Below are 17,728 nucleotides of genomic sequence, written 5' to 3' on the forward strand. Positions count from 1 at the left end.
ATGGTACGCAAGACATTTGCTTCGACCATAATCCAAAATATATCGCCCCTAGTAATCGTATCTTTACTAGGGGCGCTCTCATTGACTTCGTGCGAACCTGATTTAAAAGAGGTCGACCGGATTGCCAACATGAAAAAGGAAGAGGCGGTCGACATCTCACGTCATGTAGACATCATCTACAGCGATTCGACCCGGGTAAAAGCCAATCTTACCGCGCCTGAAATGCGTATCAAACACGATAGTACCGAAGTATATGAATTTCCCAAAAGCATAAAAATCATCTTTTACGATGACAATTTAAAGGAAACTCAACGCATCACCTCCGACCACGCCATTCGTAGGGAAAAAGAAAAGACGACCACTTTCACAAAAAACGTTGTAGTAACTATGGCTGACGGATCGATCATCAAAACTGAAGAGATCATCTATGACGAAAGTCAAGTTGATAGCAACAGCAACAGGATCTTTTATAATCACGTGCCGATAACGGCTTTCTTTCGCGATAATCGGGGTAATTTACAGGGGTCATCATTTACATCAGACAAAGATTTCAAACATGTCAATATAGCCAATGCCACTGGTTACACCATTATTACCAACAACAATCTGTTCCCTTCACTAGGTAAATAGCTCATCGTGGGTCATAAACCAGATTCCTGGTTTAAAAGTAGCCATGGATCTGATACAATGGCCCCAGACTGTTTATTTATACGATTAAGTTATTCAAAACGAATGATTTGAACTAAAAGAGAACAGAAAACTTCAGTTTATACAATTATTTTTCAAATTTGTTTTGCTACATTCAGGAAAATATTCCATTTTTTTTTATAAAAATTGTATCTTGCACCGCATTTTGCTATGCTATGCATAAATTAACGAATTACAAGTATTTACACAATATAAACACAATAAGCAGACTATGGGATTAATGGGCTTTTTGCGTAACAAAGCGGGTGTCATCTTGACCGCAGCTATGGCTATCGCAATTTTAGCATTTTTACTAGGCGATGTCGTTCGGGGAGGAGCTCCTTTTTGGGCGAGACATCAAAATCGTGTAGGGGAAGTCAACGGAACTGAAATTGAATATCCTGCGTTCAATCAACAAGTTGAACAAACAGAAGAAATGTTCAAACAACAAATGGGAGGTACAGTGACTCCTCAAATGAGAACATACGCTGTTCAACAAGTTTGGAATCAATTTTTGTCAAGAGAGATCTTGAAAAAAGAGATTGAAAAAATCGGTTTGACTGTCGGTAAAGAAGAATTAAATGATTTAGTAAAAGGGCCAAATCCTTCACCTCAAATCGTTCAGGCTTTTACTAACCCACAAACGGGACAGTTTGACCATAGTCAATTGATGACCTTCTTAGGGCAGGTGAACAATAATCCTGCTGTCTACGACCAATGGAATACGTTACTTGAAGGCGTTAGAGATGAACGTTTAAGCAGCAAATACGGCGAGTTGCTTTCCAATAGCGTATACGTTACTTCATTGGAAGCAAACGAAGAATACCAAGAGCGCAATAAATTGGCAAACTTCAAATACATTCTTTTAGATTATGCTTCTGTCAAAGATGCAGATGCTAAATTGACGGATGCTGATTACCAAGAATATTATGATGAACATAAAAACATGTTCAAAACCCAAGAGGAAACTCGTGCAATTCAATATGTAACTGTAGATGCAAAACCTCTTGCTAAAGATTCTTTGGCCGTAAAAGAAACCATCAACAAATTGAAACAGGATTTAATCGTTGCCAAAGACGACTCCTTGTTTGCTTCGATCAATTCAGACAACAAATACCCGTTCACTTATGTGAAAAAAGGACAGTTGAGCCCTTCTTTGGATTCAGTTGTATTCAATGTGGCTGCTGGCACAACAGTTGGACCTTTTTTAAACAACAACGCGTATGAAATCGCAAAAGTTGTTTCGACGATCGTAAGTCCTGACTCGGTGAAAGCATCTCATATCTTACTGGACCCTACAGCTGAGGGTGGCGTAGATAAAGCCTTGGCGAAAGCAGATTCGATCAAAGGATTGATTCAAAAAGGAGACAATTTTGCAGCATTGGCCGTTCAGTTCAGTAAAGATCCAGAAAGCAAAACAAATGGTGGCGAACTAGGGACATTCACAAGAGGTCGTATGGTTCCTGAGTTTGAGAATGCCGTATTCGAAGGAAAAACAGGTGATATCAAAGTTGTAAAATCTCAATTTGGTGTGCATGTCATTAAAATTGAGAAACAATCAGGTAGCTCAAAATATGCGAAAGTTGCCATCATTGATAAAGTGATCAGCAGTGGAAAAGAAACATTAAACAATGCGCATAGCAAAGCAACAGCATTCTTATCTGCAGCCACAGCACAGAACTTTGCTCAAGAAGCGAAAAAACTTGGTCTAGAAGCAAAAACAGCTTCACGCGTAACAGCGATGGACAATGTATTAGATGGTAATGAAGCGCCACGTGATTTAATTAAATGGGCTTTCGAAGCGAAAAAAGGCGATATCTCAGACAAAGTATTTGAGACTGAAACTTCTTACATCTTAGCAAGTTTGGTTGACATACAACCTAAAGGAACGCTTTCTCTGGATGCCGTTAAAAAAGATATTGAGCCTGCAGTAAGAAATATGGTTAAAGCGAAGATGTTGAAAGAGAAATTTGACAAAGCTTTAGCAGGTGCATCTTCTATAGATCAGGTTGCTCAAAAAGTAGGTAAATCAGCTATTCACGTTGAAAATGTTGTCTTCGCGAACCCAGTTATCCCTGGTGTTGCATTGGAAAACAAGGTTGTAGGAACAGTTTTTGGACTTCAACCAAATAAACCTTCCAAAGCGATTGAAGGAAATACAGGTGTATATGTAGTACAGGTCAACGGTTTTACCAATCCTGCCGCTATCTCCGATATCAATGGACAAAAGAAACAAATGCTTGCAGCTAAAGCACAACGCGCTTGGGGATCTATTTTCCGCGCATTACAAGACAAAGCTGAAATCATTGACAATAGAGTGAAATTCTTTTAAAAGATTTTTAAGTAAATTTGTAGCCGGACGAATTATCGTCCGGTTTTTTTTTGATGTAAATATGGATATTCAAACAAATATTGTCAACAAAGTTGCGCAAAGTGGGTTAGTCACAGTTGACTTGGCCAACTACCATCCTCAAGCAGACAATGTGGTATATGATATTAAGGATAATCTCTTCCATGGCTTGATTCTTAAAGAAAAGGATTTCCGCGAGTTCATTAAGACAAACGATTGGTCGCAATATGCCGGTAAACATGTAGCAATTACCTGTAGTGCAGATGCTATTGTGCCCACTTGGGCTTACATGTTATTGGCTAACAAATTGGAACCTCATGCAGCAACAATCATCTTCGGAGACGCGGATGAACTGTTACGCATGCAGTATGCTGCAGCTATTGAACAGATTGACATGGAACAATTTCGGGATCAGCGTGTAGTTGTAAAGGGATGTGGTGACACTTTTATTCCAGAGTCCATATTTGTACAGTTTACGGTAAAACTAAGCAAGGTGGCAAAAAGTATTATGTATGGTGAACCTTGTTCTACCGTACCTGTATTTAAACGAGTACAGCCTAAGTAATCCAATTGCACAAATGTATAAGTCATTGTCTATGAACGTCTCATTTAATGTCAAAAGTTAAATTTATTTGAATGAAATTAACATTTCTTTTTCAAACAAATTTCGTAAACTTACCTACATGAAACTTATATCGACTTTGCTCTTTTACTTATCCGTGGTAGTAAGTACTGCTTTTGCTCAAGAATTACCGCATTTAAAGGAATCTGCATTTAAAGGTGGTGAGAAATTAAAGTATAAACTCCGTTATGGCTTTATTTCCGCCGCAACTGGAACATTAACTGTTGAAGACACAAAGGATGGAACTGGAAACCCTTCCTTTCATTTATATGCAGCAGGTAAGACAGCAGGTGCCTTTGCGATATATACGGTACGCAATGAATACAATTCGTATATTAACAGTAAAACATTTTTACCCTATTATTATACGGAAAACATTCGCGAAGGAGGATACAGAAGGAATGATAAGGTACGCTTTAACCAAGCGACAAATACCGTTGTCGGTAATAAAGGAACATTTAATTCGAAAGTAGATCAAACTTTTGACTTGCTTTCCTCCTACTATTTTGCGCGCAACTTGGATCTGTCAACGGTTAAACCGGGAGAATCTTTCAAGCTGACTTATTTTCTGAATGATGAGATTGCTACCTTAGGCATACAATATATTGGAATAGAAAAGATAAAAACAGAATTAGGCACATTAGAATGCCTCAAATTCAGTCCCGAAATCAAACCGGGACGGATATTTAAAAAAAATAGCAAGCTTTATTTGTGGGTAACCAATGATGGCAACCGTATTCCGGTCAAAGCCAATGTAGATATTTTAATCGGCTCCGTAACGTTAGAATTACTGGAAGCAAGCGGATTAAAGTACAAATTGGGACAACGAGCAAGCTACTCAAAATAATTAGAATGATTGAAGTAGGAAATGTATTGGTACACGAAGATCTAATCAATAATGACTTTGTGTGCAATTTATCAAAGTGCAAAGGAATCTGTTGTATTGAAGGCGATTCGGGCGCCCCGTTATTGGAAAGTGAAAAGGCCATCCTGGAGGAGATCTATCCTAAAGTGAAGCCTTATATGACAGAGAAAGGTATTGAAGCGATTGAGGAGCAAGGCAAATATGTAATTGATGTAGATGGTGATCTGACAACTACCTGTGTCGATGGAAATAAAGAGTGCGCCTATGTGACCTGGGAAAATGGCATCACAAAATGTGCTATTGAAAAAGCTTACGAACTCGGCGAGATCCATTGGCGAAAACCTGTATCATGTCACCTATACCCTATACGGACAACACATTATCCCGAATTTGACGTACTTCACTATGACCGTTGGCATATCTGTAAAGATGCCTGTTCATTCGGGAAAGAATTGCAGGTCCCTGTCTTTAAGTTTTTAAAAGATCCGTTAATCCGCACGTACGGTGAGGAATGGTACAAAAATCTTGAGCGAGCAGCCGAAGAGTTGTCCTAAAATCACTATCTTTAAGCTTTAACTATTTTGGTATTTCACCCTAATTCATGTCAAAATTAAGAGAGATTCAACGTCCTATTGTCCATGAACTGGAAGCTTTTGAGAAAAAATTCAAAGCTTCGATGAAAAGCTCCGTCCCCTTGTTGGATCGCATTACACAATACTTGATCAAACGTAAAGGCAAACAAATGCGGCCTATGTTTGTGTTCTTTTCAGCGGGCATATGTAACGGAATTAATGAATCCACTTACCGTGGTGCTGCTCTTGTAGAGTTGTTGCACACTGCCTCTTTGGTACATGACGATGTGGTGGACAATTCCTACGAACGTCGAGGATTTTTTTCGATCAATGCGCTATGGAAAAATAAAATTGCTGTTTTGGTGGGTGATTTTCTATTGTCAAGAGGTTTACTCCTTTCGGTAAAACATCAGGATTATCACTTACTAAAAATTGTATCCGAAGCTGTTGAACAGATGAGCGAAGGTGAATTGCTTCAGATCGAAAAGGCTCGTAAACTGGATATTGAAGAGTCTATTTATTTTGAAGTGATCCGAAAAAAAACAGCCTCGCTAATCGCTTCTTGCTGTGCTTGCGGCTCGGCCTCGTCAAATGCAGATCAAGGAACAGTAGATAAACTTCATCAATTTGGTGAAAAAATTGGAATTGCATTCCAGATCAAAGACGATTTGTTTGACTTTGGCTTAGATGACGTCGGCAAACCGCTCGGCAATGATATCAAAGAGAAAAAAATAACTTTACCGCTCATTTATGCATTACATCAAGTTACTGCAAGCGAAAAACGAAGAATCATTAATTTAGTTAAAAACCACAATGAGGATGCTCAAAAAGTTGCTGAAGTCATTGATTTTGTCCGTAAGAGTGGTGGGTTAGCATACGCGACAAGTAAGATGCTAGAATACCAACAAGATGCATTTCGAATATTGGAGGACTTTCCAGACAGCGAATACAAAGCCGGACTGGAGCAATTGGTAAAATACACAACAGAAAGAAAAAAATAAAATGAGTCACGAATTAATGTTTTTTGGTGGGTTCCTAATATTTATTGCGCTTATGCTTGCAATAGATCTTGGGTTATTTTCTAAGGGCGACAAACCTGTCAGCCTGAAGATGGCTAGTATTATGAGTGCCATTTGGGTCTTATTCTCTTTAGGCTTCTATTGGCTGCTACGTCACTATGGATTTGAACTGCACAATATCCATGATTTTAATCACCTCCAAGAGGTCATCGCCAAACACCACCACGATATTAAAATTATTCCCGGAGATCTAGCGGCCAGTCTCGATGTTTATAATAAGAATCTTGGTCTGGAATATCTTACCGGTTATGTTGTGGAATACGCCTTGTCAGTAGATAATATCTTTGTGATGGTCTTACTGTTCACCTCTTTCGGTATTCCAGAGCGTTATTACCATAAGGTTTTGGTTTGGGGTATTTTGGGCGCAATCATTATGCGTTTCTTATTTATATTCCTTGGCGCCACCCTTATTGCTAAGTTTGGCTGGATTCTATATGTTTTCGGCGCTTTCCTAGTCTTTACAGGTGTAAAAATGTTTATTAACCGCAACCAGGAAGAGGACGTTGATCCACAGAATCACCCAGTCGTTAAATTCGCTTCGCGCTATTTTAAAGTAACTCCAAAATTAGACGGTGGACACTTTTTCCATGTAGAGAACGGTGTTAAATACATGACTCCGCTCTTTCTTGTATTGCTGGTGATTGAATTTACAGATCTCATTTTCGCTGTGGATTCTATTCCTGCGATTTTCTCCGTTACCAAAGATCCCTACGTCGTATTTTTTTCTAACATTTTTGCGATTCTAGGCTTACGATCAATGTTTTTCCTATTGGTCAATATCATACACAAATTTCAATACCTCAAAGTAGGTTTAGCCTTTTTACTGGTCTTCATTGGATTAAAGATGCTGCTACACCATTGGTTGGCCGAAGTTGGTTTTACGACAACACATTCACTGATTGTTATTATCGGCATCCTCGCTTTAAGTATCATTGCCTCGCTGCTTTTTCCAAAAAAGTCTTCCATTGCTGATTAGACGAAGCCGATTGAACAACTATGCTTATCGCTGTAAAATGTTGTCGCAAGGGGCAGCACATAATAGAATAAACATCCTATAATGGTCAGAATGAGAATTCTGGCCATTTCTATTTAACCTTAGAAAACTTCTATCATTTCTTTGCCTAGCAGGACATTAAGATACAAATAGTAGATTTTTCAGCACAATTATTTTACAGAGGAATTGATCTTACTCAATTTTATTTATTTATTTTAGCACCACATTAAATTAACAACATACTAACAATGAATTGGAATAAAACGATTGTACTAGCCGCTTCACTTTTTGCAGCGTCTTTCCAAGTACAAGCACAAGACAATTTGATCAATGCGCTTAAAGCAAATCAAAATGACAATAGCAAATCTGGATTTACCTTTACTGAAGTCATCAATCTAGGGAATACATCCATCAAAAATCAAGGTTCATCAGGTACTTGTTGGTCTTATTCAGGTAATTCTTTCCTAGAGTCTGAGATGATTCGTATGGGTAAGAAACCGGTTGAGATATCCCAAATTTATACTGCGCGGAACACATACTTAGACAAAGCACGTACCTATGTACGCCTTCATGGTGGATTGTCATTGGGCGAGGGCGGTCAATTCCATGATGTATTGAACTCCTTTCGTAAATACGGAACAATGCCACAATCGGCGTATACCGGTCTCCACTACGGTACTACCCGTAACAACTTTGGCGAAATGACTTCTATGTTGGACGCTATGTTGGGTGCAGTAGTGAAGGGCAAAACATTGACGCCAAACTGGGAGAAAGCCTATACCGCTGCCATGGATTCTTACCTTGGAGAGGTCCCTGAGAAATTTGACTATAACGGTAAATCCTACACACCACGTACCTTTGCAGATCAGGTAATCGGTATCAATCCAGACGACTATGTCGGTATTGCTTCCGTAACCGATCATCCGTATTACAGCCAGTTCGTATTGCTGATTCCAGACAACTGGTCATTCGACCGTTTTTACAATGTTAAAATGAACGATTTAACGGATATCATTGACAACGCTTTACAAAAGGGTTATACTGTGGCTTGGGCAACTGACGTATCTGAAAAAGGTTTCTCCTGGAAAAACGGGGTTGCTTATGTACCTGAAAAACCATTCGAGGAAATGACAGAGCAAGAAAAATCAACCATGTTCGTTGGTCCTAAACCGGAATTAAAAGTTACAGCCGAAGAAAGACAAAAAGCTTTTGATAACTGGCAAACAACTGATGACCACGGTATGCATATTGTTGGGCTTGTGAAAGATCAAAATGGAAAAGAGTACTACATTGTTAAAAACTCTTGGGGAACAACAAATGACTATCATGGTTACCTTTATGCCTCAAAAGAATTCGTACGTTATAAAACAACTTCTTTGATGTTACACAAAGACGGCCTAACAAAAGATTTAAAGGCTAAGATAAATATCAAATAGACGATTTATCAATCCACAAAAACACCTCTGAAATTAAAACATCCGAGGTGTTTTTGTTTTCAGATTAATTTGATAACTTAAGCATAATTATGAATCTTTTGTTGAGTGAGTATGAGAAGTATAATCGCATTGTGCCTTACGATTTTATTCGGGAATTTGGCTCACGCCCAGACTAAGGGTGTGAAATTTATAAATGGATTGAGTTGGAAACAAATAAAGGAGCGCGCAGAAGCTGAAAACAAATATATCTTTGTAGAGCTATTTGCAACCTGGTGTGGTCCATGCCAATATATGAGTAATGAGATCTTTCCTTTAGAACAGGTGGGGCAGCCAATTAATGAAAACTTTATTAGTGTTAGGGTACAAATGGATTCCACAGAATCTGACAATGCCAACGTCAAAAAATGGTATGCCGATGCGCGTGCTATTTCCAATGAATATAATATTCAATCGTTTCCTACATTTCTTATTTTTAATCCCAATGGACAAGCTGTACACCGCATTGTTGGCGCAAGTGATGCGCCTGAATTTGTCGGCCATGTAATGGATGGGCTAAATCCCGAAACACAGTATTACACCCTGTTAAAAAAATTCGATAAAAGACCGCAGGATATTTACACGGCCAAGCAGATGCTAAAAGCAGCGAATATCGCTTACGATGAAAACACTGCGCGCAAGGCGGAAAATACGTTAGCAAATTCACTAGGAACAGATGAATTGTTCAAAAAGGAGAACGTGCATATTCTATTGGCTGCAGCAAAATTTACCAATTCGAAAGCTTTCAATCTTATCCGGAACAATAAAGAAAAAATTGATATCCTATTAGAGTCACCTGGTATTGCCAACCGTACGCTGGCAAATGTTGTCGTTAACGAATTATTCCAGATTAAAATAGATGCCAAGCACGAACCTAACTGGGATAGTTATCAAAATGAACTGACGGCAAAATATCCGGACATCGATTTCGTTCCGATGTTCAAGAAGATTAGAGCACACTATTACCTTCAGGTGAAAAATTATGTGGCGATGAAGAATACCATCAATGATTATCTTTCATCAGAAGATTTTACTCCACATCAATTAAACACTTTTGCCTGGACTATCTTTAATAACAGCAGCGATCCGGCCTGTATCGAATCCGCACTAAGCTGGAGCAAAAAGTCGATTATTGAAGATCCGAGCAGCGCATTCTTGGACACCTACTCCAATCTACTCTATAAAAAAGGTGAAAAAGAAAAAGCGATAAAGTGGCAAAACAAAGCCGTCGAAATGGCCAGTGAGGACGATCGCCCTATCTATCAAGAAACGCTTGAAAAGATGATGAAAGGAATAAAAACTTGGGAAAACTAAAAGGAACCCGATAAGAGCCTACGCTGATCATCCCTAAAGACAAAAGTCCCGATCCAATTATGGATCGGGACTTTTATATAGATAGAGACCTCAGCCTGAAGCTTCAAGCTGCCTGGTTACTTTAATGCCTTTATTCCCATGTTCCAAAGCGCAAAAGCATACTTATCCACATTACTATTGATCAGAACTTCTGTAGACCTTCCAGCACCATGACCAGCTTTCGTCTCAATACGAATCAATACAGGATTATCACAACCTTGCTTTGCCTGCAGCTCTGAAGCAAATTTATAGGAGTGTGCTGGTACTACCCGATCATCATGATCTCCGGTAAACACCATTGTTGCTGGGTAGCAAACGCCAGATTTCACATTATGCACCGGAGAATACGCTTTCAGATAATCAAACATTTCTTTGCTATCACTGACCGTACCATAATCATAGGACCAACCTGCACCAGCCGTGAAAGTATGGTAACGTAACATATCCAAAACACCAACCTCTGGAAGAGCCACTTTGGCAATTTTAGGATCGATTGTCATTGTCGCCCCAACAAGCAAGCCACCGTTGGATCCCCCGTTTAAAGCGGTATACTCCGGTGATGTATACCCATTCTCCTGCAGGTAACGGGCAGCTGCAATAAAATCATGAAAGACATTTAATTTATTGAACTGCCTGCCGCCATCATGCCATTTCTGACCATATTCGCCGCCGCCACGGAGATTCGGAACAGCATAAACACCGCCATTTGCTAACCACACAGCAACGGAAGTACTGAACCCAGGGGTTAAGCTGATATTAAAGCCCCCATAACCATACACAATCGTCGGGTTTTTACCGTTCAAAGCAATCCCCTTTTTGTAGGTAATAATCATCGGAACTTTCGTACCGTCTTTCGATGTGTAGAACACCTGTTTGGATTCATACTGATCCGAGTCAAACTTTACTTTAGGCTTGATATAAAGTGTAGCGTGCCCAGAACTCACGTTGAACTTATAGCTCGAAGACGGTGTAATGTAATTTGAAAAACCAAAATAGATTTCTTTTTCTGTCTTTTTACCCGAAAAGCCACTCGCTGTACCAATGCCAGGCAATTCTATTTGTCGAATCTTCTTACCGGTATAATCGTATTGAATCACAACAGAAACGGCATCCTTCAAATAATTTGCAAAAAGATAGCCCCCTCCAGTACTGATCGAAAGGACATTTTCAGTCTCTGGAATAACATCTTTCCAGTTCTCTTTTGCAGGATTCTTCAAATCTACTTTAACCAAACGGTTGTTGGCAGCCTTATAATTTGTCTCCAGTAAGAAACTGTCCCCAATATTGTCAACGACACCGGTATTGGCATCAAAATGGTCCTGCAAGCAAATAATCTTGCTATTCGGCTGCTTGAGATCCTGATAATACAGTTCATTTCCCGTTGTCGTATTTGCGGCGGAGATAATTAGGTACCGTTGATCATCTGTCAATGAAGCACCCACATAACGCCTTGGTGTTGCAGAACCTCCAAAAATCAATTTATCTTCAGACTGTGCTGTGTTGAGTTTATGGTAAAATAATTTATGTTGATCTGTTTTTTCAGAAAGTTCAGACCCCTTTGGCTTATCGTAGCTTGAATAATAAAACCCATCATTTCCTTTCCATGCGATACCGGAGAATTTGACATCTATGAGGGTGGCCCCCACAGGTGACTTATCTTTGGCATTCAGCACAATGACTTTCCGCCAGTCTGATCCGCCTTCAGAAATAGAATAGGCGACTAGGCTACCATCTTTAGAAAATGAAATGTCCGCTAATGAAGTCGATCCATCTTTCGAGAAAGTATTTGGGTCCAAGAAAACTTCCTCTGTCCCTTTCTCCCCTAGTTTGCGATAAAGCACCGCATGCTGCTGTAAGCCATTATTTTTAAAAAAATATGTATATCCACCTTCCTTAAAAGGTGTTCCTATTTTTTCATAATTCCATATTTCGGTTAATTGATCTTTCAGTTTTGTGCGGAACGGGATTGCATTCAAATAGTCAAATGTGACCTTATTCTCAGCCTCTACCCAGTTTTTTGTTTCAGCTGAACGATCATCTTCCAGCCAGCGATAGGGGTCTGCAATCTTTTCCCCCCAAAATTCATCCACGACGGTTCCTTTCGTTGTCGTGGGATATGTTAACCGTTGTCCATAACCAGTTGTCGCCGTACCTGCCATACCCATCATCATGAGGATAAGACCAAAATTTTTCTTTATCATAAAATCGTATACTTGTTTCAACCAATCTAAGTTCAATTCACCTAGTATCTGAAAATTTGAGTTGAATATAAACAAATTTATCGACCTCCGATGTTTCTCAGGCTGTATTTATCTTGCAAAGCATACCTTAAAAAGCCCGGATTCATCGTTACCCGACAACCACAATATGGTGCGAAAAGCGCTACAACAAAATCGCTGTCTGTTTATCAGCGATAGAGCAATCGAGAAAACATCCATCAGCAGTTGCATATTTCTTAGCAGCATATTTCTTGGACAGCCGAAATTTCTTTAGATTTATTTAAATCTTGAATTACTAAACCATGTTTAAAAAAATCATATATCTTTTAGTAGGAATTTCCATGCTGCAAACGGGTGTCAGCAATGGTCAGCAACTACCGGTGGATCAACAGTATAGAGCCACCCCTACCAAGATCAATAATCTTGTTCACACCAAGCTGGATGTACGTTTTGACTATACAAATCAATTCCTCTACGGAAAAGAATGGGTTACATTGCAACCCCATTTTTATCCGACGGACTCCCTTCGCCTCGATGCAAAAGGAATGGATATCAAACAGGTGTCTTTGGTTAATGACCAGCAGCTGGTTCCATTAAAATACAACTATGATAACAACTCGCTTTTGATCAAGCTCGACCGCAAGTATCTCGCAAAAGAAAAGTACACCATTTACCTCGATTATACTGCAAAACCCAACTTATTAAAAGCACAGGGCAGTGCAGCAATCAATGATGCAAAAGGACTTTATTTTATCAATCCTGATGAGCGTACGCCAAATAAGCCGCGCCAGATATGGACACAAGGCGAAACCGAAGCGTCTTCAGCATGGTTTCCCACCATCGACCGTCCAAATCAAAAAACCACGGCCGAAATCTCCATGACTGTCCTTGATAAATATGTCAGTTTATCGAATGGAGCGTTGATAAACCAAGAGAAGAATCAGGATGGTACACGCACGGATACCTGGAAAATGGATCTACCACATGCTCCCTACTTGTTTATGATGGCCGTCGGCGATTTCAAAATCTATGCCGATAAGTACAATAATATCCCTGTTGACTATTACCTGGAGCCGAAATATTCGCCCTATGCCAAAGATATTTTTGGGAAGACGCCGGCCATGATGGACTTTTATAGCAAAACACTGGGTGTCCCTTACCCATGGAATAAATATGCACAGATCGTCTGTCGTGATTATGTTTCAGGTGCAATGGAAAACACCAGTGCAACATTGCATGGGGAACATGTACAAAAGACCAAACGCGAATTGTTGGACGATAATCAGGAGGGAACGATTGCCCATGAACTGTTTCACCAGTGGTTTGGCGATTTGGTCACAGCAGAATCTTGGTCCAATCTGACCATGAATGAGTCTTTCGCCACTTTCGGCGAGGTTATCTGGCGTGAACACGACGGAGGTAAAGATCGTGGGGATAAATCGAGGTTTGAAAAACTACAGTCTTACCTTAACACGACTAAAAACGGAAAGAGTCCGGCTTTAGCGCGCTATTATTATCACGATAAAGAAGATATGTTCGATAACATCAGCTATGCGAAAGGATCATTGATTCTCTATGCCCTGAAAGCGCAGATGGGGGATGACGCATTCTATCAATCGCTAAAAAAATATTTGACAGACAATTCTTTTAAAACCGGCGAACCGCAACAGCTGCGTCTCGCTATGGAGGAAGTGACCGGCAAAGACTGGGCTCCGTATTTCAATCAATGGTATTACCAAGGTGGGCATCCAATTTTGAAAATTACGACAAGAACTGGAGAGAACAGTGTTATACTGAACGTAGCCCAAATTCAAGATTCTACCGTGCAGACATTCCAGGTCCCTTTGACCGTCGATATCTATACCAAAAATGGTAAGATCAGACAGCACTTTCAACTCAACAAGCGGAATGCCCAATTTATGGTTCCCGTACCTGCTGCCGTTGAATTTATCGATATTGATCCCGAAAAAGTGCTCGTTGGCCAAATTCAAATCGCTAAGTCAGCTGCCGACTATCTGTATCAATATCAACATGCTCCTTCCTTTGCAAACCGTGCAGAGGCCATTACTTACGCTGCAAAAAATCCGGCGAATACCATTAGTCAACAAATCTTAACTGAAGCGTTAAAGGATACCGATCCCGACCTTGCTGCTACAGCGATTCAGGGTCTCGATCTAAGCAATCCCGCAGTCCGCAAATCAACAGAAAAAACAATCTCGACACTTGCAGAGAAATCCGAAGCCTCTGTTATCCGTGCCTCTGCGATCCAAAAGCTCGCGCAGACAAAAGATAAAAAATACAAAAGTCTAATATTGAATGCTGTAAACGACAAATCCTATATGGTTATCGCAAGTTCGATCATGGCGATAAAAAGTGCTTATCCCGATCAACTTCAGCAGTCTTTAAAGCGCATTGATCCCGATGCCATGGATTATCTAAAGGCGCTCATCACCGAATTATCTAAATCCTAGGAAAATATATTGTGGAGGCGAATTTTGTATTCGCCTCCATTTTTTTTAGTTTTGGCCACATGTCAACAAGAACAAAAATTTATTTTGCGTCCGACTTCCATCTAGGATCGTATCCCTTGGAACGCTCACGGGAAAGGGAGCTGCAAATTATACAGTGGCTAGACCAGATCAAAACAGATGCTGCACAGCTCTATCTTGTTGGTGATATTTTTGATTTCTGGTTTGAATATACCACGGTTGTCCCGAAAGGCTATATCCGCTTTTTGGGTAAATTAGCCGAAATTTCGGATCTTGGCATTCCCATTACTTTATTTAAAGGAAACCACGATATGTGGATGTTTGATTACCTCAAAAAGGAATTAAATGTTCGGATCATCGACAATGAGCTGGAGTTAGAGCTCAACGGAAAACACGTTTATATTCACCACGGTGATGGATTAGGTTCGGGAGATTACAAATACAAGATACTCAAGAAAGTATTTCGGAGCCGTTTCTGCCAATGGTTATTTGCACGTTTACATCCAAATCTTGGCATTGGAATCGCGACACGCTGGTCAAAACATAGCAGGCTTTCGAATAATGAGGACGAAAAGTTTTTGGGCGAAGACAAAGAATGGCTAATTGGCTATGCGAAGGAAGTTGAGTCCATACAGCATCACGACTATTATATTTTTGGACATCGACATCTGCCCTATGATATTAAGCTGAATCCCAATAGCCGCATCATAAATTTGGGCGAATGGATAAACTACCATACCTACGCCGTATGGGATGGTGAAAATTTACGTTTGGAGAAATGGGTGGGCAGATCTTAATTTCATTATCGGATTGCCTCCATGGCTATCACTCTCTTTCGGGGGAAAGCACTTCAAAATTGGAGCAGCTTAGTCAAAAGATCACCGTGAAAAGAAATAGCCTATTAATCGAACAGGACAAAACGCAAAAAGACATCTATTTTTTGGCCTCGGGTTTAGCACGGGTTTATTACGAGACGCCCAAACGTCAAATTACCCTTGATTTTGTTTCCCCCGGAGGAACACTTATTTCCATGAATAGTTATGTGCATGATACCCCAGGTTACGAAAACATCGATCTGCTGGAGGACAGTGTGGTCTATCGCATCAACCAGCAACAGCTTTTTGAGCTCTACGAAAGTGATATCGCGATTGCCAACTGGGGGAGAAAGATGGCTGAACTCGAATTTATAAAAGCCGAGCACCGCACAATGGCGAAGCTTTTTAATACTGCGCAGGAGCGTTATGCAGAACTCCTTCAAAAATACCCCCAATATATCCAGCGCATCAAACTGGGGTACATCGCCTCCTATCTCGGTGTTAGTCAAGTTACTTTAAGTCGGATTCGCGCGAATATTCATACAAATTTTTAACATTTGTAAAAACTATTACCGCCCAAAAGAAGGAACTTTGTATTTAAACAAAGAAAAGGGTATGAACTGGATATTTTTAATATTGGGTGGATTATGTGAAATTGGTTTCACCACCTGTTTGGGTAAAGCGAAAGATGCGACCGGGACTGGGCAATGGCTCTGGTATGGGGCTTTTGTGATCTTTCTTTTTGCGAGTATGGGCTTATTGATCAAAGCTACACAGACACTTCCTCTGGGTACAGCTTACGCTGTTTGGACGGGGATCGGAGCAGTAGGTACGGTTTTAATGGGAATCATTTTCTTCAAGGAGCCAGCAGATTTCTGGCGCATATTCTTTATTTTCACACTCATTGCCTCTATTGTGGGACTAAAAGCAGTTTCCTCTCATTAATAGCCGGCTAGGTAGTTTAAAAGCAACAAAATTTCCTTACTTTTGTACACTCAATAGTAACCTAGGGCATACATTCCTAGAAGAAGCATTTTTGAAATATGTTAGACAAATTACAAGCGATAAAAGAAAGATGGGAAGAAGTGGAAGCTGAATTAAGCAACCCTGATACCATGCAAGATATGAAACGTTTTGCCAGATTAAATAAAGAATACAAAGATTTGGGCAAGATTGTGGATCAGTACCATATTTATAGAAATATGGTCAGTAATATCGACACCAATAAGGACATCATCATGAACGAAAAGGATCAAGAGCTTCGTGAGATGGCCAAGGAGGAGTTGGATCTTTTATATGTCGCCAAAGAAGAGAAAGAAGAAGAGATTCGTCTGATGCTGATTCCGAAGGATCCTGAAGACGCGAAAAACGCCATTATCGAAATTCGTGGTGGATCGGGCGGTGATGAAGCAGCTTTATTTGCTGGTGACCTCTATCGCATGTACACACGTTATTTCGAGACCAAAGGCTGGCGTAATGAAGTCATGGATGTTACCGAAGGAACTTCTGGCGGTTACAAGGAGGTGATATTAAAGGTAATCGGTGAAGACGTTTATGGACAATTGAAATACGAATCAGGTGTACACCGTGTGCAACGCGTTCCAGATACTGAAACGCAAGGCCGGGTACATACATCCGCAGCTTCAGTAGCAGTTCTTCCCGAGGCGGAAGAAGTGGATGTTGAAATCAATCCTGGTGATATTGAATTACAGACATCCCGCTCGGGAGGTGCCGGTGGACAGAACGTCAATAAGGTAGAAACAAAAGTACAATTAACGCATAAACCGACGGGTATCGTCGTTGTTTGTCAGGTCGAACGTTCCCAATTAGCCAACCGTGAGTTAGCTATGGAGATGTTGCGTAACAAACTTTACGAGCTCGAGTTGAACAAAAAGAACGGCGACATCGCCGCAAAAAGAAAAACATTGGTATCAACAGGAGACCGTTCGGCAAAGATTCGTACCTATAATTACCCACAAGGTCGCGTAACAGAGCACCGTATCGGAATGACAATGTACAACTTACCGGCAATTATGGACGGTGATATTCAAGGAATTATCGATGCACTGCAATTTGCAGAGAATGCAGAGAAGATGAAAGACGGCCAAGTAGATTAGTTTTTTTTCAAAAAATCTTTGCAGATACGTAAACAAACGCTATATTTGCACACCTTCTGAGGAGAAGGGTTGAGGTCTGGTAGTTCAGCTGGTT

15 protein-coding genes are annotated in these 17,728 nt (G+C 40.2%); 14 read left to right on the top strand and 1 reads right to left on the bottom strand.

All coding sequences use genetic code 11. From position 1 onward, the window contains the following. From lptC to B2W36_RS04635, 9 genes are all read left to right on the top strand, one after another. Window positions 1-630: an LPS export ABC transporter periplasmic protein LptC gene (gene lptC, locus B2W36_RS04595; protein ID WP_209578768.1), complete on the top strand. Its 630-nt coding sequence runs from the start codon at window positions 1-3 to the stop codon at window positions 628-630. 289 nt (window positions 631-919) lie between these two features. Next, window positions 920-3,019 (top strand): peptidylprolyl isomerase, encoded by a 2,100-nt coding sequence (locus B2W36_RS04600; RefSeq protein ID WP_293886571.1) that lies wholly within the window; start codon window positions 920-922, stop codon window positions 3,017-3,019. Window positions 3,020-3,080: 61 nt separating this feature from the next. Further along, complete coding sequence (locus B2W36_RS04605) at window positions 3,081-3,602, top strand: DUF2480 family protein (protein WP_293879495.1); 522 nt, start codon at window positions 3,081-3,083, stop codon at window positions 3,600-3,602. 118 nt (window positions 3,603-3,720) lie between these two features. Next, window positions 3,721-4,506 carry a DUF3108 domain-containing protein gene (locus B2W36_RS04610; protein WP_209578725.1) on the top strand — a complete coding sequence of 262 codons (786 nt, stop codon included), beginning with the start codon at window positions 3,721-3,723 and terminating at the stop codon, window positions 4,504-4,506. Between the two features lie 5 nt (window positions 4,507-4,511). Further along, window positions 4,512-5,078, top strand: coding sequence for a DUF3109 family protein (locus B2W36_RS04615; protein WP_209578726.1), 567 nt, complete (start codon window positions 4,512-4,514; stop codon window positions 5,076-5,078). A gap of 47 nt (window positions 5,079-5,125) precedes the next feature. After that, window positions 5,126-6,097, top strand: coding sequence for a polyprenyl synthetase family protein (locus tag B2W36_RS04620; protein WP_293879493.1), 972 nt, complete (start codon window positions 5,126-5,128; stop codon window positions 6,095-6,097). 1 nt (window position 6,098) lies between these two features. Then, window positions 6,099-7,151, top strand: coding sequence for a TerC family protein (locus B2W36_RS04625; RefSeq protein WP_293879492.1), 1,053 nt, complete (start codon window positions 6,099-6,101; stop codon window positions 7,149-7,151). Window positions 7,152-7,417: 266 nt separating this feature from the next. Beyond that, on the top strand, window positions 7,418-8,605 hold the full coding sequence (locus tag B2W36_RS04630) for an aminopeptidase C (protein ID WP_293879491.1): 1,188 nt from the start codon (window positions 7,418-7,420) through the stop codon (window positions 8,603-8,605). A gap of 111 nt (window positions 8,606-8,716) precedes the next feature. Beyond that, a complete protein-coding gene (locus tag B2W36_RS04635; RefSeq protein WP_293879490.1) occupies window positions 8,717-9,955 on the top strand; it encodes a thioredoxin family protein in 1,239 nt (412 codons plus the stop codon). Window positions 9,956-10,071: 116 nt separating this feature from the next. Here B2W36_RS04635 and B2W36_RS04640 read toward each other — a convergent pair whose 3' ends face one another. Then, window positions 10,072-12,195: a prolyl oligopeptidase family serine peptidase gene (locus tag B2W36_RS04640; protein ID WP_293879489.1), complete on the bottom strand. Its 2,124-nt coding sequence runs from the start codon at window positions 12,193-12,195 to the stop codon at window positions 10,072-10,074. 320 nt (window positions 12,196-12,515) lie between these two features. On the opposite strand from B2W36_RS04640, the gene B2W36_RS04645 reads away from it, so the two are divergent. From B2W36_RS04645 to prfA, 5 genes are all read left to right on the top strand, one after another. Next, entirely contained in the window at window positions 12,516-14,684 is a 2,169-nt protein-coding gene (locus tag B2W36_RS04645) for a M1 family aminopeptidase (RefSeq protein WP_293879488.1), read from the top strand. 59 nt (window positions 14,685-14,743) lie between these two features. Further along, window positions 14,744-15,499: a UDP-2,3-diacylglucosamine diphosphatase gene (locus B2W36_RS04650; RefSeq protein WP_293879487.1), complete on the top strand. Its 756-nt coding sequence runs from the start codon at window positions 14,744-14,746 to the stop codon at window positions 15,497-15,499. Further along, window positions 15,481-16,071 carry a Crp/Fnr family transcriptional regulator gene (locus B2W36_RS04655; protein ID WP_293879486.1) on the top strand — a complete coding sequence of 197 codons (591 nt, stop codon included), beginning with the start codon at window positions 15,481-15,483 and terminating at the stop codon, window positions 16,069-16,071. The genes B2W36_RS04650 and B2W36_RS04655 overlap by 19 nt, the downstream gene beginning before the upstream one ends. 61 nt (window positions 16,072-16,132) lie before the next feature. After that, the gene (locus B2W36_RS04660; protein ID WP_209578735.1) at window positions 16,133-16,462 is read left to right on the top strand and encodes a DMT family transporter; all 330 of its coding nucleotides are present in this window, start codon (window positions 16,133-16,135) and stop codon (window positions 16,460-16,462) included. A 98-nt stretch (window positions 16,463-16,560) separates the two neighbouring features. Further along, window positions 16,561-17,634 carry a peptide chain release factor 1 gene (gene prfA, locus B2W36_RS04665; protein ID WP_209578736.1) on the top strand — a complete coding sequence of 358 codons (1,074 nt, stop codon included), beginning with the start codon at window positions 16,561-16,563 and terminating at the stop codon, window positions 17,632-17,634. The last annotated feature ends 94 nt before the right edge of the window (window positions 17,635-17,728 follow it).

Origin of the sequence: Sphingobacterium sp. UBA3549, assembly GCF_002376635.1 — a bacterium.
Taxonomy (GTDB): Bacteria; Bacteroidota; Bacteroidia; order Sphingobacteriales; family Sphingobacteriaceae; genus Sphingobacterium.